This is a genomic window from Algoriphagus sp. A40, from assembly GCF_002002735.1.
Classification (GTDB): domain Bacteria; phylum Bacteroidota; class Bacteroidia; order Cytophagales; family Cyclobacteriaceae; genus Algoriphagus.
Window position 1 is genome coordinate 122,987 of sequence record NZ_MUNY01000059.1, and the last position, 19,075, is coordinate 142,061.

Annotated in this window: 14 protein-coding genes; 12 read left to right on the plus strand and 2 right to left on the minus strand. The window is 42.4% G+C overall.

Translation table 11 applies throughout. The features are described from left to right. Positions 1-5: 5 nt before the first annotated feature. Positions 6-1,469, minus strand: a complete 1,464-nt coding sequence (locus B0E43_RS14090) for a hypothetical protein (protein WP_077350793.1) — start codon at positions 1,467-1,469, stop codon at positions 6-8. 502 nt (positions 1,470-1,971) lie between these two features. Here B0E43_RS14090 and B0E43_RS14095 point away from each other — a divergent pair. The 11 genes from B0E43_RS14095 to B0E43_RS14145 all read left to right on the plus strand — a co-directional run bounded on the left by B0E43_RS14095 (position 1,972) and on the right by B0E43_RS14145 (position 13,096). Continuing rightward, a complete protein-coding gene (locus B0E43_RS14095; protein WP_077350795.1) occupies positions 1,972-2,307 on the plus strand; it encodes a HopJ type III effector protein in 336 nt (111 codons plus the stop codon). Positions 2,308-2,652: 345 nt separating this feature from the next. After that, positions 2,653-4,482 carry a serine hydrolase gene (locus tag B0E43_RS14100; RefSeq protein WP_077350797.1) on the plus strand — a complete coding sequence of 610 codons (1,830 nt, stop codon included), beginning with the start codon at positions 2,653-2,655 and terminating at the stop codon, positions 4,480-4,482. A gap of 604 nt (positions 4,483-5,086) precedes the next feature. Beyond that, positions 5,087-5,650: a hypothetical protein gene (locus B0E43_RS14105; RefSeq protein WP_077350800.1), complete on the plus strand. Its 564-nt coding sequence runs from the start codon at positions 5,087-5,089 to the stop codon at positions 5,648-5,650. A 185-nt stretch (positions 5,651-5,835) separates the two neighbouring features. After that, positions 5,836-6,714 carry a hypothetical protein gene (locus tag B0E43_RS14110; protein ID WP_077350802.1) on the plus strand — a complete coding sequence of 293 codons (879 nt, stop codon included), beginning with the start codon at positions 5,836-5,838 and terminating at the stop codon, positions 6,712-6,714. Positions 6,715-6,920: 206 nt separating this feature from the next. Next, complete coding sequence (locus B0E43_RS14115; protein WP_254423428.1) at positions 6,921-7,613, plus strand: hypothetical protein; 693 nt, start codon at positions 6,921-6,923, stop codon at positions 7,611-7,613. Positions 7,614-7,774: 161 nt separating this feature from the next. Next, positions 7,775-8,326, plus strand: a complete 552-nt coding sequence (locus B0E43_RS14120; protein WP_077350804.1) for a dihydrofolate reductase family protein — start codon at positions 7,775-7,777, stop codon at positions 8,324-8,326. 240 nt (positions 8,327-8,566) lie between these two features. Next, positions 8,567-9,577 (plus strand): alpha/beta hydrolase, encoded by a 1,011-nt coding sequence (locus tag B0E43_RS14125; protein ID WP_077350806.1) that lies wholly within the window; start codon positions 8,567-8,569, stop codon positions 9,575-9,577. A gap of 262 nt (positions 9,578-9,839) precedes the next feature. Further along, positions 9,840-11,120: a carboxymuconolactone decarboxylase family protein gene (locus B0E43_RS14130; protein ID WP_077350808.1), complete on the plus strand. Its 1,281-nt coding sequence runs from the start codon at positions 9,840-9,842 to the stop codon at positions 11,118-11,120. Positions 11,121-11,291: 171 nt separating this feature from the next. Then, positions 11,292-11,681, plus strand: a complete 390-nt coding sequence (locus B0E43_RS14135) for a VOC family protein (protein WP_077350810.1) — start codon at positions 11,292-11,294, stop codon at positions 11,679-11,681. A 241-nt stretch (positions 11,682-11,922) separates the two neighbouring features. Then, positions 11,923-12,498: a DUF4256 domain-containing protein gene (locus B0E43_RS14140; protein ID WP_077350812.1), complete on the plus strand. Its 576-nt coding sequence runs from the start codon at positions 11,923-11,925 to the stop codon at positions 12,496-12,498. Then, positions 12,461-13,096: a YdeI family protein gene (locus tag B0E43_RS14145; protein WP_254423429.1), complete on the plus strand. Its 636-nt coding sequence runs from the start codon at positions 12,461-12,463 to the stop codon at positions 13,094-13,096. The genes B0E43_RS14140 and B0E43_RS14145 overlap by 38 nt, the downstream gene beginning before the upstream one ends. A 400-nt stretch (positions 13,097-13,496) precedes the next feature. On the opposite strand, the gene B0E43_RS14150 is transcribed toward B0E43_RS14145, so the two are convergent. After that, on the minus strand, positions 13,497-17,156 hold the full coding sequence (locus tag B0E43_RS14150; protein ID WP_254423430.1) for a glycosyltransferase: 3,660 nt from the start codon (positions 17,154-17,156) through the stop codon (positions 13,497-13,499). A gap of 337 nt (positions 17,157-17,493) precedes the next feature. On the opposite strand from B0E43_RS14150, the gene B0E43_RS14155 reads away from it, so the two are divergent. After that, on the plus strand, positions 17,494-18,840 hold the full coding sequence (locus B0E43_RS14155) for a glycoside hydrolase family 2 TIM barrel-domain containing protein (protein WP_139352772.1): 1,347 nt from the start codon (positions 17,494-17,496) through the stop codon (positions 18,838-18,840). The last annotated feature ends 235 nt before the right edge of the window (positions 18,841-19,075 follow it).

A 19,075-nucleotide genomic window follows, 5' to 3' on the forward strand; every position in this document is an offset into this window, starting at 1 on the left:
CGTCTTTAATCCGCCAAGACCGTCACCTGTTCCCCAGCTTTGACCTCCGTCAGGACAAAGGAGTATGTGCGGCCGTGATCCTGTGCTTTTTGGGATTGGACCTTCGCTCCGTTGATCCAAAGAAAGGCATGATCCCCGGGAATCCCTGCGCTCCATTGAATCGGATTCGCGCCCAAATTGGTGAGCGTTGTTTTTTTTAAACCTTCATGTTTTACGGAAATTTGGCCTGAAAGCACAGGTACTTCTTTGAGTTCCGCCCAGTCAGATGCGGAAGCAAGTCGGGGCAAAGTGGTTACAGTTTGAGTAGCAGCATCCGGCTCGATTCCCATCAGTCCCCGTGCAACGTGCTCGATAACGGTGTAGGAGTTTTCAGGATAGTCACGTCTGGCATTTTCAGGGCTACAAAGGTCCACGAGCATCTCATTTGCTGCTTTGGAATAGCCGTTTTCATAAAAAATAATCGGCAGGTAGGACTTCAGTTCCACGATTAGCTTGGGGTAACTCGCCAGGTAAGCGTCCGTCAACTTCTGAATCCTGCTTTGATCATGGATGGCCCCAAAGTAAAGCAGGTAATGCAAGTAAGCTTGATTGTCCTCAACCATAAAATAATCAAAGCTCCCGTCTTCGTATTGGATGGAGCGGTACTCCTTCCTTTGGCTGTCCCACCAGAATTTCTCCAAAAACTCCTGCTCCGTCTGGGCTCTCGCCTGGAATTTTGCAGCTCCTTCAGAATTACCCTGAGCGGCCAAAACTTGTGAATAAGCTTGGTATGCGGCAATGAGGGAAGCAGACAGGTCGATTCCCAGTTTGACTTTCCCCCGGCCACCTTCGTTGTACGTGGGGATGCCCCGGCTGCTCCCGAAGCGTTTGGCTTCACTGCTGTGCAAATCCCTGTTACGTGCGGTAATTTCTTTGGCTCCCAGATCCCAGTGATCCACATATTCATTCATGCTCAAAGCATAGAAATTTCGGAACTCAGGTCCATCAAGGTAGGCAGGATCTCCCGTCCATTGATAGAGTCTCCAGGCATTGTAGACCACATCAAAATTTGCCGGAAGGTTGTACCAAAAATCCCGGTCGTTTTCGTAATCCACCGGTGCGGGCTTGTCGTAGCGGTTGATTTCCCAATAGGAGCAGTAGTCTTGCTCTGCACTGATGTTTTGGGCAAACTTCTGAAACATGTTGAGGTTGTGCCTGCCCAACCCAAGCAACTCCGCCCCGATGGCCTGATGGGACACATCCCGCATGCAAAAAGCCTCCCTGTTGGGAAGGGCTGCCTCATACCAGGGGCCAACCGGATCCCCACTGTCATGGGCAAAGGAAAGGGCTTTTTCTTTGGCCCATACAAAGGCCTGATTTAAGGGTTCATGATTACTCTGAAAACTGATGGTGCTTTGGGCAAAAAGGCTGGAAAATACTCCTGAAATCAGAAAAAGAGCGAGGAGGACACTCGAAATGCACTTGGTCATCTTGGAAATTTTTGGGCTGTTGAATATCCGAATTTTTCAATTGGACCAATAGGGTGATCTCGGAAAAGTTAGAAAGGGACTACAAGAACAAGTATGTGAATAAAATCACCTCTAAGAACTGCAAAGAATTTTAACCGCAAAGCCCACCAAGGGAAAATAACGGGTTTAAATCCTCTTTTGGGACCGCAATCCATCTTTCACAAACAGACCATTTTTGAGGGCACAGAGGCTAAAAGCTTCGCTTTTTTTTGGGTCCACACAACCCTAGAATTTTTCTGACTCAATAGCGAATTCCTACGTGACCTCTCAATGGTTAAAAAGCCTCAGCTTTTTCTCCCCACTCTTGAAAAAGGTCTGAGCGGAAGAAAAGGATTGAAGTTTGGGACAGGATCAAATTCCCCGGATATTAATTCTCTGAGGCCTCTGTGGTAAAAAATCCTTCGTGTTCCTTAGCGTCCTTTGTGGCTAAAATCCCCGATCTTCGCCCCAAAAATCAGTACCCATGACATTCCCTGAAAAAATCCAGTTAGCCCCCGAAACCTTCGCGTTCTCTGAAGTTATCGCCTACATCGATGCCCACTACGACTTCACTCCTACCCGCTTCACCAACGGCAATACAGTTAACGAAGCCGGACAAAACAACGGCAGCTGCAAGGTCTTTTCTTTCGCCAAGCTGCAGGGACTAACCAAGGAACAAACCCTTGCCCTTTTCGGAGATTATTACCGAATTGATGTCCTTGGAAATCCGGCCGGCACCGATCACCAAAACATCCGCAACTTCATCCAATTCGGCTGGGATGGAATCCGGTTTGAGGGAGAGGCGTTGAAGGAAAAGTAAACTTCCTATTCCAACCTTGGTCTGTGTCCTCACAGACCAAAATACTTTTTTTAAGAACTGTCGGATTGAAAATCCTACTACAGGACTTCGGAATTGCAAATTCCGAAGAGCGGGAGAGCGGGATCATTTGATTTCAAAATAACAATAAGCAAGACCTGCCAGGTTTTGAAAACCTGGCAGGTCTAAATCCCACCCCTCTTTCCTCCTGGTTTTTAACAGGTTACTTTCATTCTATAGTTGCAATCTGATTTTATTTAGCTTAATTTTTTCCAATTATTTAGAAGAATACTCCTGTCTGCAATCAACATTCTTTTTAGTTTTTTTTCACAATAAACCCCGATTGTTATGCCAGTACCATTTGTCGCCTATCACGGAGTCACTAGCGCTCAGCATCAGGCAAACTTCAACAAATACTCAGGAGATGGATTTCGTATGATCTCACTGAGCGTGTATGGTTCCACTTCCAGCCCTCGCTACGCCGCTGTTTGGGCCAAAGAGTCGGGCCCCGCCTGGGTTGCAGCCCATGGAATAAATGCCCAAGGGTATCAGAATTTCTTCAACACCTGGACGGCCAAAGGCTACATTCCAAGGATCATTTCAGCCACCGGGGCAGGAAGCAGCGCTGTGTTTGCTACCGTCTTTGAAAAGGTGAAATTCCCGGCAATGATCGGGCGTCATGGAATGAGCAAAAGCCAGTTTGACGCTCAAAACTCCGACGCGAAGAAACAAAACCTGATCCTGCATACCTGCGCCGCCTATGGCTCCTCCAGTTCGAGGCTGTACGCCGGAGTCTGGGTGAGCAATATCGGGAATACCAAGTGGCTGGTCTATTCAGACCTGGATGCTGCGGGGTACCAAAAGCAGTTCAACGCCTGCATCCAACTCCCCTATTACACTCCCGAAATCGTCTCGGTCTTTGAGGACAACCATTACTGCGCCCTATTCACGGACCGGATCAGGGGGAGCTTTGTCGCCAAGCACAATATCGGCCCGGTCTCCTATCAGACAGCTTTCGATGAACAGGTAGCTGCCGGCCGGATTCCCTTCACCCTTGATGCCGGAGGTGTAGGCAGCGGGGCAAAATTTGCCGTGGTCTTTGCCGAAACGCACACGCCACGCCCCCGAATTTGGAGAACAAACGGCACGGGAATCCCAGCAACGAGTGGCCTGGATTCGATTGTGAAAAGCTTTATGCAAAAGCATGGCGTCCGCTATGCCCAACTTTGCGTGGGCAAAGGCGGGAGCATCAAGTACAACAAAGCGCTGACTTGGGCAGAAAACTCCTACAAGACGGCCGACAACTCGGACCTTTTCCTTTTGGCCAGCTGCTCCAAGCTCTTTGTCCATGCCGCGATCCGGGAGCTTTACAACAAATCCCCCAAAGTCCTGGAGCCAACTGACAAGGCCTACGGGATTTTGGGATTCAGCAGCCCAAAAGACAGCCGAAGTGATGACATCACTGTCAAAAACCTGCTGGAAAACAAAGGAGGATTTGATGCCAAAGGATACGACTGTACCTACGACATGAGAAATGTGGCCATAGCGCTGGGACTAAACCGGGCCGTGACCAAAACCGAACTGGCCAAGTACATGTACAAGAACAAAAACCTGCTGGACGATCCGGGAACAGTGGACAACTACTGCAACTATGGCTATGTACTCCTCACCTTGGTCATCGAAAAGGTCAGCGGCCAAAACTACTTCAACTTCCTGAAAAAAGAAGTTTTGGATAAAATCGGAGTCACGGAGGTCAAGGTTTGGCCGACAGTAGCCAGCCCAAGGTCTTCCAATGAAGTCGCGACCGAAAGTGCGGGATTAGGATCCAGCGCTGTGAATATTACGAGTTCCGATCAGGTGCCAAATGTTTATGGCGGAGATGGCATGGTCAAAGAAGTGGCTGCGGGCAGCTGCGGGCTGGCCTCCTCAGCATTGGGCATGGTGCAGACCATCCGAAACTATGCCGTATGGGGCACGGGTGGCCGGGCCAACGGATCTGCCCGCTCAGGAAGCACTCCGGGATCGAGCACCTTGGCCGTTTCCAATGCAGACAATTTCGACTGGGCTTACACGATCAATACGCGGGATTTTTTGAAAGGCGGAGAAGACTACGAACCTCTCAAGGAACTGAATGATGCCATCACCAAATTCCTGGCCGACAACAAATCCAAGATTTGAACAAACTCAATTTCTGGGTCTTAGCTCAACTCCGGACCGTTTGGTTCGGAGTTGATTTTTTAAGGGAAGGATATTTTAGAAACAAATCAGGTATTACGGAATCCTGGCTCCCTTCAACGGAACCTCCAAAATGGATCTCTGCCTGGAACTGCTCGGTAAGCCTCTGATCCGATCACCTCTGGAAGGGCTGACCACCTACCAGATTCTCGAAAAAATCCTCGGCCCTGCTGTCAAAATGGACGAATGATACACGACCCCAGTCTGAAAAAAACAAGAGCTCCCGATTAAAAAAACCAAAAATGCAGTTCTTTGAATCCCTGAAACCGCATATCTTGGGTAAAAGTCTTATCCGGAGAAACCTATGCCACGAAGAAAGAAAACATGACAACAACGAAAGCAAAAAAGTCAATCAACAGTCCAAAAATGCCAGCCAGAATCCCCGAAGGTCAAAAACAACAAAATGGAATGCCCATAGCTCACCACGGCTTCGTTCAACACAGTTTTAACCGCAACCCGGCTGGCCTCAATCCCAATGGCTCTCTTTTTTTCGCGGATTGCGTTTAAAACCCTTTACGTTAGCGGCAAGGCAAACATCAAGTGACATATGACCTACGACTTTTTTGCAGATGAGACGGACAAAATTGAAGTTCTAAATTTTATATTTAGCGAGACGGACTTGCAGGTATTTGACCACGCATCGACTGCCGGACAAGAGATTAACGAATACAAGACAACTGAAGAAATTGTTTCAAAATTTGATTTGCGCAACGGGGACAAATTTGCAGTTACATTTCAATTATGGACTCCAAGATTAAAAGGTGATTTAGTTTTTAGAAAAGTTGTCCTTAACCCAAAGTACTGTAACGGACATACATTTAGATATTCAACTGACGGATGGGGACTGATACAGTTATATTTCGGAGGAGTAAAAAACAATGAATTGAATCTCTCGCACATTGGACATCAAAGTGAAAAACGAGCATTGGCCAATGAGAACAATCACCCAGAAATGGGTCAAGTAAGTAAATGGGACTGGAGAGAAGTTGAGAAAGTAGCGCGCGGACTGAAATACCAGATTCATAATAAAATGACAAGAAGAAAAATTGGAGCTGTCGGTGTTTTAGTTGGGGCGGACAAATTAGAAGAACAAGGAATTAAGTTTCGGTGAATTGCCCAGCCGCTAACACAAGCTATAATACATATGCTATATCGTAGGTTCTTAAAGTGCGTGCTATTAAATTTCGGCAGCAACGTGGGACAAAGATGTAGGTATTTACACGCATACGTCTTATAGCTAGGCGTTAGCCACAATATGTAACAACCTAATCCGATTGACAATTTAAACTTAATAACATGAGTAAAGACATTCGATCTCGTAAAGCATTTATGTATTCTTGTGAAGCAAGCTTTGGTAAGAGCAACGACTTGTTGGCATTGGATTATAGCAAGAAGGCTAAAAATGAAATAGCGCAAGTAATCCTTCTCCGTGGCTATTCAAACTATCTAAAGTTTCCAAATGATGATTACTTTATTGAAGATAACTCTTACATCGAAGGCCCGTACGATGAGGATTATAAGGGAACAATTAAAGAATTTTTTGAAGACCGGTCTAAGTCTATCAGTTTGAAATTTGCATCTAGAGTCCACTATTCTAGTCGTGTCTATTTCATCTTGGCTGACCTCATTGAAAAAGGATATCTATTCTATGCTCACCCAATTTGGGATAGGAGCAAAAAGGCGGCATTTATATGCAGGCTGACTCCTTTAGGAACATCTTTAGCCTGTTCCCCAAATGCAATTGCACGTGAATTTCCATCTCCTAAAAAAAATTCTTGTTTTGTTATAATGTCTTTCTCGAACGACAAACGATTGCAAGATTATTTTCGTTTCGGTATAAAAAGTGCTGTTGAATTATTAGGATATGAATGCGTTCGTGCTGATGAGATAGAACATAATGGTAGAATAACCGATAAAGTATTAGAACAACTTGAAAATTCTAGATTCATTATTGCAGATTTAACTGAAGCACGACCTAATTGTTATTATGAATTTGGTTACGCACACCATGCAAAAAAAGATATTATCCCAACAATACACTCATCATCACCAATCCACTTTGACTTAAAAGATTTCAATTTCATTGTTTATGAATCAGCATCAGAATTACAGGACAGACTGTTTAAAAGAGTTCAAGGAACAATTGGGAAAATTGAGTCTGAAGAAGTGACTTAATACATGCGGCTAACAATGCATTGCCAAAAGTCAGGGCGAGACAAAACTAACTTCGGCTGCAGTTTGCTATCAGCTTTGGTTTGGGGCAGGACTCTTTCTAAAAAACTTTTCGGTAATTTTATAATCATATTTCTTTTTAGCATTTCCACCGGGCTGGACCAGCATTGAATTCCCTGCCCTTCGGCAATGCAAACCGTTAGCAGTCAGTGCAAAGCAACCCATCATTTGGTCACCCAATGGAAAGTTTAACAATTACGCAAATGATCAAGAACTATTCGGTTTTGATATGTTTGGTCCTTTCCATGATATTGCTGGTGATCGCTTCCAAAGTATATCCAGGAGGCTCAGTGCTTGACAAAAATTCCATCGGGTTTGACTGGTCAAAAAATTTCTTCAGCAATTTGTTTGAAACAAAAGCGATCAATGGTTCAGAAAACCCCGGCTGGATTTGGGCAACTATTGGTATGGCATTCCACTCGATTGGTTATGGAATTTTTTTTATCAATATGTCAAAAAAGCTCTCTTCAAGACCATGGGCTACTATTTTAAAGTTGATAGGCGCCGCCAACATTCTATTTATATTCTTAATCGCAACACCTCTGCATGACCTGGGAGTACTGTCGATCGTTTTTACATTGGTTGGTCTATTTGCTATTACTGTATTTACCTTTAAATCAAAACTTCATTTTCTTAAATTCTGTTGTATTTTTTGCTTATTGACTTATTACATTTTCTTTTTACTTTTTGGTTTAGGTAATATGGATTTGGCAGTCATCCTGCAAAAAGTGTATACTACAAGCTCGATGCTGTTAGTTTTAGGCTTGGAGTATTTTACCAAGCAAGAAGACTTTATACAGATTAAACTAGAAGGGCAAAAAATACAAGCAACAAACCGCTAACAAAGCAAAATCAGAGCTGACCGAAACAGTTGTCCATTTATATTTCTATCGACATTCCTGCTGAAGGTCTTAAAATTCCCAAGTATGGGTAATATTCGAACCGTTTGCGGACCTTGTAAAGGACGACCAAAGTATATCAGAAATACGGTTAAAATTTGGACATGAGAAAGGTAATTGCAGCAATCAATATGACACTTGACGGGAATTGCGACCATACCGCAGGAATTCCCGACGAAGAAATACATCAACATTATGCGGAACTGTTAGGTGAGGGCGATGTGATCCTATATGGCAGAATCACCTACCAACTCATGCAATTTTGGCAACCCCTGGTGAATAGTCCTACCGGTGAAAAAACCATGGACGACTTTGCTTTGGCAATAGACAGAATTCCAAAAATTGTCTTTTCCCATACTTTGAAAGAGGTAGATTGGGAAAGCGCCAGCTTGGCCAAGCGTGATTTAAAGGAGGAAGTTTTAGAACTCAAGCAGCAATCGGGTAAACCCATTTTCGTTGGCTGTCGGAGTCTAATTATCCAGCTAATGAAGCTTAACTTAATTGATGAACTCCAACTTTGTATTTACCCAGTACTAGCCGGAAAAGGTTTGCCACTATTTGAAAATATTACCGATAGGACGCTTCTTAATCTCATGAAGACAAAAACCTTTAGCAGTGGAGCTGTCATCCATTACTATGAACCCAAAAACGGATAAAACTAACGAACCGAGGGCAGGGATTTGCCTTAAAGGCGGGGGAAGGACTGCAATAACAACTAAGGGCAAAATTCAAGCACAGTACTTCTCTAGAGCGTTTGTGCTAAAAAAACATTGGGAATTCTATTGAACTTTGGTGCTGAAAACCCACCTCATCGCTAATCCGGGAACCGATATAGGTTGCAACCTTGTAAAAACTTACCTTAAGACAATCCGGAAACAATCTGATAGATCAAAATCATGAAAATTTTAAAACCCATTTTAATTTTAATCCTGATTGTTTTTTCAATTTCTGTTGGCTATATCTACTTTTTGACATTCCGACCTGAAGGACGATTGGATTGGGGGCAAGCTTTATTCTTAAAACTGGCAGGTGACAATGATGAACAAATAGGGCTACTCAAAAAAATGACAGTTCAGCAACGTAGCCATTTCACGGATGCAGTACCTTACAACACCTCAGGTTTGAATATTGACACTCTTCGAATTACGAAGGATAGCCTGACAGTCTTTATTTATAAACCCCAAGATTTACCCAAAAATAGCCCTGTGATTGTCTATTTTCATGGTGGGGCATTTGTTTTACCCTGGACAAATGTATCAGTAACTTATGCCACACGTTTGGCTCATTCGTTTAATGCTATTGTAGTGGGTGTTGATTACAGAGTTGCCCCAGAACACCCCTTTCCTACTCCCAATGACGATTGTTATGCTACGTTACTTTGGACAATACAAAATATCGAAAAATGGGAAGGAAACCCGAATCAACTAATCGTAGCTGGCGAAAGTGCCGGGGCAACTTTGGCAACAACAGTAGCGATAAAAGCCAAGAAAGAGCATTTAACAAATATTAAATATCAACTTTTAGATTGTCCGGTTGCCTATATTCCTTTCAAAACAGACGCTTATCAAAAGTTTAAGGATGGATATTTTTTAGAAGAATCTGAAATGTTTTTTGGTGTAGAAAGTTATTTGCCAAATGAGGCTGATTATACTAATCCTTTGGCAATGCCATATTATGCGGACAGTTTATCAAATTTACCCCCAGCCTTTGTGATAACTTGTGAATTTGACCCATTAAGAGATACTGGACGGGATTACGCAAAAAAATTATCTGATGCAAAAATCCCAACTGTACATAAAGAAATGAAAGGTATGCTTCATTGCATACCAGGCCCGTTTAATGAAATGGATAGAACTAAATTATATAATGAAATAGCAAATGAAATCAATGAAATAAAGCAAGATTGAAGTAGATTTAAAATTCTAAAAAGAATTGCAGCAGCCAATCAAGCACACGTCCGTGAGCATAGTCCAATTTTTTGCACCTCCCGCTCCACCCCCGAAGATTTTTCAGGATACGGGTCTTCCGACCTAGACCTAGTCCACACATTTCCCAACTTTTTGAGGAATGGAGGCTGGCCTAGTGGCAAGTCCCTTCCGGAATTTGACTTCATCCAGAAAAGGATTCATGTTTACACCCAAAACCAAATAACAAATAGATCCAAATCCTATGGCAGATACACTTGCAGCAGGCCTAAAATCAGCAGCTGTGGATTGGGAAACCTTGCACAGGAACTACAATCCACTCCTGAATCTGGTCAAAGAGCTGATCGGAATTATTCCCAATTGTGACCCGATTTTGGAAATATGGCCTCCAGGTTTTCGCACCTATAATTTGTTGGTGCCTAATATGTTTAATCTGCCCAACACAATTTTTGGCAGCAAATCTTTCAAGGCTTCGATGGGTCTTGCCATGTATGCTTCAAGCAAAGCCGCTTGCTCCTATTGCACAGCCCATGCCTGTTCCTTTGCCTTACGCAGGGGCGCACGCACAGAAGCAATTGCCGGTAATCGAACAGCCAAAGAACAGGCCGTAGTTACGTTTGCCGAAAAGCTGGCCCATATCCCCTCGACCCTAACACTGGCAGATGTGGAGGAAGTCAATCAACACTTCACTCCTACTGAAACTCAATGGCTGGTCTATTCTATCAGCATGATGGGATTCTTGAATAAGTTTATGAATGCCATGGGAATAGAACTTGAACAGGATGCTATCAATGACACAGCGGAATTATTATCCCAAACAGGTTGGACAGCTGGGATCCATGCTCACGGAAATTATCGTGTTACCGATTCGTCCACACCAGAAAGTGATAATCTGCTCACCTACCTTCGGGTAATCAGGCAAGCACCGGGAGCTGTACTTTGGGAGAAAAAGTGGACGGCTGGAGTCCCTTCCGATTACCAATCGGCCGCCAAATACTTGGAAGAACACACCGGATATTCGTTTCCGATTCTCAAACCTGTAAAAGAAAGCAGGGTTGTGCGGACATTAACTGCTGCCCTACGTGACAATCTGGATAAAGCACAATCCGTAATCGGATTGAAAATAAAAATGTATGCCGGGTTTATTTTCAGTACTCTGGTTGAAAATGAAGTGCTTAAATCCGAAATAAGAAACTTGTCGGAACGCTTAGTTCCTGAATTGAACACTGAATTGTTTTCCCGTTTGGAGGGAGTAGCGCAAATGGAAATACCGACTGACAATGCTGCGTGTTTGGAATTATTAGCTTCACTTCAGCAGCAATTTTCTTTGACGGAAAAAGAAGCGGCTGTACTGCTTTTGGCAACAGCCACTTCCTACAGTCCTTCGCAAATCAATGAAGACATCATCAATTCAGCACTGAAGCAAATTGACCCTCCAAGCATCATAGAAATTATGGTGTGGTTGTCACTTCTTCAGCTGCTAAATCGCTTGAGTAATTACTATTCCCTTACAAATGGATATTGAAAATTCAAAGGTCTGATTATCTGAGGGGAAACAATCCAACAGCTAACCAGCTGGTTTTATAGCAGATAGCAAAGTGGTGTATGAATTGGGGTTCCTAATCACGTGACTTAAAAACAAACTTATGGTTGTCGGTTGCTCTTACTAAATTATATGTAAAACGAAAAAATCATTATGACCACATCAGACGACTCTACGCATTTTGCTCCGGAATTGCACATCCCCAATGGGACATTCAGCATCGATTTTTACCTAAAATTCGGAGCAACTGAAATTTTTTGTTACCGGAATGATGACGGAAGCATTCACGTAGCTGAATTGGAATTCAACGGGGCTATTTTTCATGTCCATGAAACCATGCGTAATGCTCTTGAACCAATAAGCGCTAAAGGAGTAACTACTATTATCGGTTTGTTTGTTCCGAATGTAGAAGAAGTAATGGCGAAAGCCATTCAGGCAGGAGCAACGGAAATTAACCCAACCACAGACCACGATTATGGTTACCGCCAGGGAATGTTCAAAGACCCTTTTGGACACTTATGGCAAATCCAGAAAAAAATCTGAACGATCAGGGCCACCTAAAACCCAAGCAACAACCTTTATCCTTGACCTCGCTGTGCGAATCATTAAAGTGCATTTGCACTTTCTGTCCCGATTCTTTCGGGGAATCCCGTGACGCACCTCCTAAGCCTCACTTTCAAAAGCTAAAAAAACAGCAGAAAAAATTGAATGTTTTTGGTTTTTTTCCGGCAATTTTAATTCAGAAACCCAATCCGAAAGCGCAAATCCCCAAATTGAAGTCACCATGAGCAGCAGTAAAAAATTATCCCAAGAGCAGGCAGAAAGTCTTTTTCAGATCCTAAAAATCCGATTTGAAAAACATCCCAACCGCCACCAAGGATTGGAATGGAACAAAGTCCTTGCAAAGCTGGAAAATGCTCCTGATAAACTTTGGTCTCTCCATGAAATGGAAAGTACAGGCGGTGAACCGGATGTGGTGGTGCTACCAGAAGTAAAGGGTTTGGAAACAGGCGGAATAATTTTTATCGACTGCTCCGCCGAAAGTCCTACCGGAAGAAGAAGTACCTGCTACGACCGGGAAGCCCTGGATTCAAGGAAAGAGAACAAACCAGCTGCCAATGCCATGGACATGGCTTCTCAGATTGGCATTGAGCTCTTGTCTGAGGATCAATACCGCGCCCTTCAGCAGTTTGGAAAATTCGATCTGAAAACCTCCAGTTGGATTGAGACACCCGCAGCAATCCGCAAGCTCGGCGGGGCACTCTTTTGTGACCGACGCTATGACCAAGTTTTCACCTATCACAACGGGGTTCAATCTTACTATGCCGCCAGAGGATTCCGGGGATTTCTCCGGATTTAAACCCATTTCTGCTCCAAACTATTTATCCAAAAAAGCTATGAACAGAGCAGAGATTTGGCAGGATCATATCTATAGACTCCAAACCATTATCGAGAATACCGGCTTGGAGTCGGCCATCAAATGGGGAGGAAAAGTGTACACCTACAAAGGGAAAAATGTGGTCAGTGCCGGAGGATTTAAAAACCACTTTTGCCTCTGGTTTTACAATGGAGTATTTCTTTCAGATCCCTATCAAAAACTCATCAATGCCCAGGAGGGCAAAACCAAAGCGCTGAGGCATTGGAGATTCCAGAATGCCGAGGAAATCGAGGAAGAAAAGATCCTTGAATACATCCGGGAGGCAATCCGGAATGAAGAAATGGGCAAAGTCTGGAAGCCTGAAAAATCCGGTGAAATAGAAATTCCCGATTACTTTCAGCAAAAACTGGATGAGTCCAAAGAACTGAATGAGGCATTTGAAGCACTCACGCCTTTCAAGCAAAAGGAATACATCGAATACCTGGAATCTGCCAAGCGGGAGGCCACACAAATCAGCCGGATGGAAAAGATCATCCCCATGATTTTGGAAGGAATCGGATTGAATGACAAGTACCGCTGAAATAAATTTGGCTAGACAGAAATGCGTGTATTTCCTTCTGATTAGTTTCTTTTCTTCCAGAATTCCAATTTTATTTAGGGCCTGAAGACCGGAAACAGAAGACCGAAAAAGTAAATAGCCAACTGATCAATTTTAAATCTTGAGGAATTTTTTAAGTCCAGACAAGGAAGCAGATAATCAAATTAAACAAGTTGAATTGTTGAATTTGGATGATACTCTCAGCATTTTCTTGATTACAATGACACTATATCAAAAAATGGTTTCCACAGGTTTTTTCTTTGAAGTATAGCATGATTTCGTACAAAAATCACTCCCCTGGAAGATACTTTGACCAGAATACCTAGACATACCCAAACTAACTTAAATCTATAAATTCCGAAGAAAAAAATTTATCAAAACCCTATTTACCTAAAATCAAAAGAGGCCTGGAAGCGGTAATTGTATTGCCTGCAGAGTCCTTTGCATAGAGATATATCCTGGATGGATTGGATGGAACCTTAATTTCCACATACTTCCCGTCCAACTTGGTATTGAGAATTGGGCTGCTCCTTTGCCAATCTTGGTCATATACTTCCCATGTGTACTCCAATTCTCCCTTGTAGTCATTGGTGACCGCTGCAGAAAGCCATAAACTTGCTCCAGGATTTAAGAAATGCCAATGTCCGGTTATTGTAATATCCGGAAAAGCGTTTGGCATTTGATTCTCTTTTTGCCAAACTGTCTTAAGGGAATAGTAGGAAGGCTTCAATCTTCCTTTGTAATCTGTAATCCCAAACCAGGTCGCAGTACCTTCATAGCGATCCATCCAACTAAAAGCTATTCCACCTAGATTTTTGCCTTTATACTTTTCTATGCAATCCAACCACTGATTTTTGTACCATTCTGCTTTATTGACTGAAGAAACTTCAATTAATAAACTGTCCCTCCAATAATCTCCCAGCTCCTGATTCCAATAGCCCTTTGGTCCAAATTCGGTTACTACATAAGGCTTGCCGGGATAGGTTTTCTCCATTATAGCATGGAGTTGACTGATGTTTTCTTCATAATAAGAGTTGACTCCAATCACATCGATATGGGGAGCATAAGCCTTAAACTGGGAGATGGCACCGATTAGTCTTTCATTGTCATGTTCTTCGGATGAAAATATCGGTCTGTCTGGATCAATTAATCTGATCTCCATCGCCAAACTATCCAAAAATTGCAGATAACTTCTCCTGACCATGCTCAGGTAAGGTTGACCATAGTGTTTTTTTAGCAGGCCCCATGTTTCATTGCCCAAGTTCCAACCAATGATACTCTTGTCATTTTTGTACCTATCTACTTCTGACAAAACTCTCTTTTGGTAAGCCTTTAGCTTTTCCTCATCTTTCAGATAATCAACTTTGGGGTCAAACCAAAAGCCAAACAAAACATTCAAATCATGTTCTTTTGCTGCTTTGAGAATATTTCTATCATATATACCAGGCTCATACCTTCTGATGGTATTGGCTCCCATTTTTTTGATAAGTTGAAAGTCAGTATCCAATTGGTTTCTTGTCATTGGCATAAAACCTTCTTCCCAGTCATTTCCACTATTGTAGGCAATTCCTTTGATGTAAAATGGCTTACCTTCTACCAATAGTTGATGGTTTCCATTTTTGCTTTCCAGCATTGTGGGTTGAGTAATTTCAATTTGTTTATCCTTTGATTCAACCCAATAATTTCTTTTACTAAACAGATCAAACTCAGCCATGGATTTTCCGAAATCCTTAAGGTCAAAAGTCCAGTCAATCGATTCCACTCCTTCTGATGGACGCCAGTCAGTGATCCAGTTTTTGTCCAAATCACTGTGAAATAGGACAGCGGATTTGATTTCGGCATGTCTTTCTTGGATAGCTTGAAAAGATTGGCTTACCCAAACTCTGCCATCTTCCCCATAAGAAGTCGAACCAAATTCAGCTAACATGACCGGAAGTTCCATGCCTTTTCGTTTGATTTGCTGCTTGAAAGGAAGGTAGATTTCCTCAAAAGATTTAGAAGTTTTACTCGAAGATGCCATACCGTAATTCAAAGCTGTCAAGCCAATCCAATCAACATATTGATTGACAGAACTGTCATTTCCGTATGGAAAATAAGAGTCAAAACCCTCCGGAGACCAGGGGCTCCATACCCATGAAATATTATGTGAACCCAGCTTTTCAAATCTGTAGTGCACATATTTCCAAGCAGCAACAAATTCTTCAGGTGTATTTTCACCGGATGTTGACCAAGAATACATGGGGTTTTCAATTTCATGGGCAAACCTTAAAAACACAGGCGAATTGAGGTCTCTCAGGGTAATGGCCATCTGATCGATGTAGGTATCAAAATAGCCATCCAGAATGTACCTGAACATCTTTCTGTTATTTCTCAGGTCATCTATGTCAGCATATTCTTCAAATAAGTTGGAAAATGGTTCCCAAGTGAGCATCGGAATAGCCCCATGATCGATGATTTTCTTGAGTTTTTCAGCCGGATTTTGATCATCTCCCCAAGCATGGTAGGTAGAAATAATTGACCATTTTTGCCCTGCCTGAGTTTCGAGGTCTTCAATCAGGGAAATATCCGATTGGACATCAGAACGGGCATCGTAAATCCCCATGTAAAAACCACCTAATTGTTTTTCATTCGGAGTTTTTGCAGTAGGATTCAGGTATTCATCACTTCCGACTTTGATCGCACCAACAATTAAAAAAGAGGTTGAAAACAACAGGATTATCAATACAGAATGAAAGGCAAACCTGCTCAATTTCAGATAAGACAGGTTTTTTTCATGAATAGCCCAAGTATCTCTAAACTTATAAAACCCACTCTTTGATTGTTTTACCCAAGTAGTCTGTCCTATAGCAAAGGCAAAAAATAGAACAAATGAATTGATCAGTGCAAAAAGTGCCATCAGCATGCTGTAAGGTTGCCAATCTCGGGACAATCCGTAGACCACTGCCAGGACCGAAATTAGAGCCACTATCAGATTCGGCAATCCCAATAGAAATTCCCCTTTGGTAGAATGTTCTTTTTCAGTGGGAATGTATGGCACTTTTATATTAAGCAATGTATAAATAAACCCGATGCAGTATATCCACCAGGAACCTACTCTCAAAATTCCACCCATCAAGTGTAATCCTTTTTCCTCCTTATTATAGAGCCACCCTTGGGCAAAATACCTGTATATAAAACTAAACAGAAAGAAAGGAGTGAAATAAATAAAAAACACTTGGGGATTAATCAGCCATGGATATTCCCCGGTGAATAAGGAATATATTGGAACAATAAAATCTATTATTCCAATAAGCCCAAATAAATAATAAACAGGTATCAGCCCGTAATGTAGTTTTTGTCTCCAGTCAAACTTAAAAAACAGCTTTGGGAAAAGTGTTATCCAAAGGTCGAATGTCCCACGGCTCCATTTCAATTGTTGTTTGTAATACGCTGAAATACTACTGGGAACCATTCCCTGGGACAAGATCATCGGCTCATAGACCGACTTCCAACCCTTCGCATGGAGCAACATGGACGTGTGCATATCCTCGGTCAGGCCTGCTGCATGTCCTCCAATCGAATCCAATGCTTTTCTTCTAAAAGTACAATTGGCCCCAATTGCCTGCGCTGTACCATATTCACCCATCGCCTGCATATATGGCCCATAAAAAACATAGGTCTGTTCGGCTGCTCCTTGGGCAATCAAAGATTCCGACTGATTGCCATAGGCCTGAACCACCTGCACGTATCCAACTTCAGGATTGTTGAAATGATGCAGTACATGGTCAAGAAATTCCGGAAAAGGTGCGTGATCGGGATCAAGAATGACACAAATCTCACCACTCGCCTGTCTCAAAGCATTGTTGATATTTCCTGCTTTGGCATCATCGTGTGTATCCCGGGTGACATGCACGACACCAAGTTCCTCACAGAGTTTTCCAGCTAATGGATCATCTCCTTCGTCACAGAGATAGGTAGTATGAGGATAGCGTACATTAACCATAGCCCGCAACGTCCGCTCCAACATATCAAAGGGCTCTCCCGGACAAAAAGTTGTAAGCATGTCTACGGTGAACGCATGTGAAGGCGGCTTATGGATATCAGATTTCTGTCGGGGCTTTGGTAATCCCGCATAATGGTACCACTCAAACCCAATTTTCAGCAATTTAAAAAACAAAGAAACCGTCAGTAACCAATACAAAATCCTTTGTCCTACTCCAACTTCAGTTAAAAAGCCATATACAAACAGTGCTAAGGTTAAAATGCCAAAAATCAGAATTATTTTTCCAAAAAATAGTTTCCTATTCATCTGTTGATTATGAACAATTTAAGGTTCAAAATACATTTTGTTTCTATATTAAGAGGAGAAAACAAAAAATATATTATTGACTGTAAATTGTTTGACCTCAAGAAAAGCTATGTACGATCATTTTAAATATAGTAATTTATTTCTATTTTATATTATTTTAATCCTACTCTCCTCTTGTGGTAAGGAAGTTCCAAAAAATCAAAATCCAACAGTCGAAGTAAAATATCTAGAAGGAAAGGCGCAGCTCTACCGACATGGTGAGCCTTATTTTATAAAAGGTGCTGCGGGAACTGAGCATTTAGATTTGGTCTCTGAATATGGTGGCAATTCTATTAGAACTTGGAGCCTGCATGATGCTGATAGGATCCTCGATGAGGCTCACGCATTGGGATTGACCGTTACCTTAGGCCTGGAAATTGGTCGGCCAGCTTGGGGAAGTGACTTCAGTTATTGGAAATTTTGGGAGGTTGATAAGAAAATAGAAGAGCTAAGACCACTTATTGAAAAATACAAGAACCATCCAGCTTTGCTCATGTGGGGTGTTGGCAATGAAATAAAAGAATACGGTGGAGGAGCAAGACCGGTGGTTTTCTACATCACCGACAAAGTCGCCAAGATGGTCAAGGAAGTGGATCCAAATCATCCTACCATGACCGCTGTAGATGTTTTCTCTCAAAATAAAATCGCATCCTACAGACACATCATGCCAAATATTGACATTTTAGGCTTCAATGCTTTCAAAACTATTGATCAGATGTTTGAAAGAGTATACGAGGATAAGGGCTGGGGCAAAGCCTACATGTTATCCGAATGGGGACCTGACGGTCATTGGGAGGTTACAGGTACGGAGTGGGGTGCTCCAAAGGAAATGAAAGGCTCTGAAAAAAGAGCGTTGATGGAGAAATATTGGGGTAAAATCACCAATGATTCTTCCATGTTAGTTGGAAGCTATGTCTTTTACTGGGGCTACAAGTATGAAGCAACAAATACCTGGTTTGGCTTATTTTCAGAAGAGGGTTATAGAACCGAATCGGCGAATTTTTTGAAATATGCATGGTCAGGCCAAAAGCCGGACAATGAAGCACCAGATATCAGCGACATGTTTATCGAAACAACTCAAGGCGCGGTCAATGACAATGTATATCTGGAAAACAATGCCGAATATATTGCCAAGGCACTAACTGATGATCCCGAAGGAGACTCCCTGACTTACAGGTGGGAAATCAGACATGAAGGAAATTACTTTATCGAACGCGATGGTTATGACTATAGTATGACTGACTATACTATGGATCATCTCATCCAGAAAGAAGAAGGCAACAGTATAACGTTTAAGTCCCCTAAAGAAGAAGGCCCTTATAGAATTTTCATTTTTGCCTATGACGGTCATGGAAATGTAGCTTCATACAACATTCCATTTTATGTAATCATGAAATAAAAAGGCTGAATGTACAGTCCTCAACTGAATTAAGGACTCCGAAAGGGTTGAAAAAGCATGAAAAACCATCCTTTCTTATTACTCGGAATTTGTCCCTTGCAAGATTTCCTCTTGGTGTAGTCTACACCTTCTAAACTGCGAAGGTTAAATGGACGGTGGTTGAGATTTGTAATTCTATCGAATTCAAATAAAACAGGTAAAAGGCCCAAGCCCGGACACTATTCCGAGGACTTGA

Bases quoted from the DNA above. Each gene is read 5' to 3' on its own strand.
- B0E43_RS14090 (WP_077350793.1), bottom strand. From the start codon at position 1,469: ATGACCAAGTGCATTTCGAGTGTCCTCCTCGCTCTTTTTCTGATTTCA.
- B0E43_RS14095 (WP_077350795.1), top strand. From the start codon at position 1,972: ATGACATTCCCTGAAAAAATCCAGTTAGCCCCCGAAACCTTCGCGTTC.
- B0E43_RS14100 (WP_077350797.1), top strand. From the start codon at position 2,653: ATGCCAGTACCATTTGTCGCCTATCACGGAGTCACTAGCGCTCAGCAT.
- B0E43_RS14105 (WP_077350800.1), top strand. From the start codon at position 5,087: ATGACCTACGACTTTTTTGCAGATGAGACGGACAAAATTGAAGTTCTA.
- B0E43_RS14110 (WP_077350802.1), top strand. From the start codon at position 5,836: ATGAGTAAAGACATTCGATCTCGTAAAGCATTTATGTATTCTTGTGAA.
- B0E43_RS14120 (WP_077350804.1), top strand. From the start codon at position 7,775: ATGAGAAAGGTAATTGCAGCAATCAATATGACACTTGACGGGAATTGC.
- B0E43_RS14125 (WP_077350806.1), top strand. From the start codon at position 8,567: ATGAAAATTTTAAAACCCATTTTAATTTTAATCCTGATTGTTTTTTCA.
- B0E43_RS14130 (WP_077350808.1), top strand. From the start codon at position 9,840: ATGGCAGATACACTTGCAGCAGGCCTAAAATCAGCAGCTGTGGATTGG.
- B0E43_RS14135 (WP_077350810.1), top strand. From the start codon at position 11,292: ATGACCACATCAGACGACTCTACGCATTTTGCTCCGGAATTGCACATC.
- B0E43_RS14140 (WP_077350812.1), top strand. From the start codon at position 11,923: ATGAGCAGCAGTAAAAAATTATCCCAAGAGCAGGCAGAAAGTCTTTTT.
- B0E43_RS14145 (WP_254423429.1), top strand. From the start codon at position 12,461: ATGCCGCCAGAGGATTCCGGGGATTTCTCCGGATTTAAACCCATTTCT.
- B0E43_RS14150 (WP_254423430.1), bottom strand. From the start codon at position 17,156: ATGCTTACAACTTTTTGTCCGGGAGAGCCCTTTGATATGTTGGAGCGG.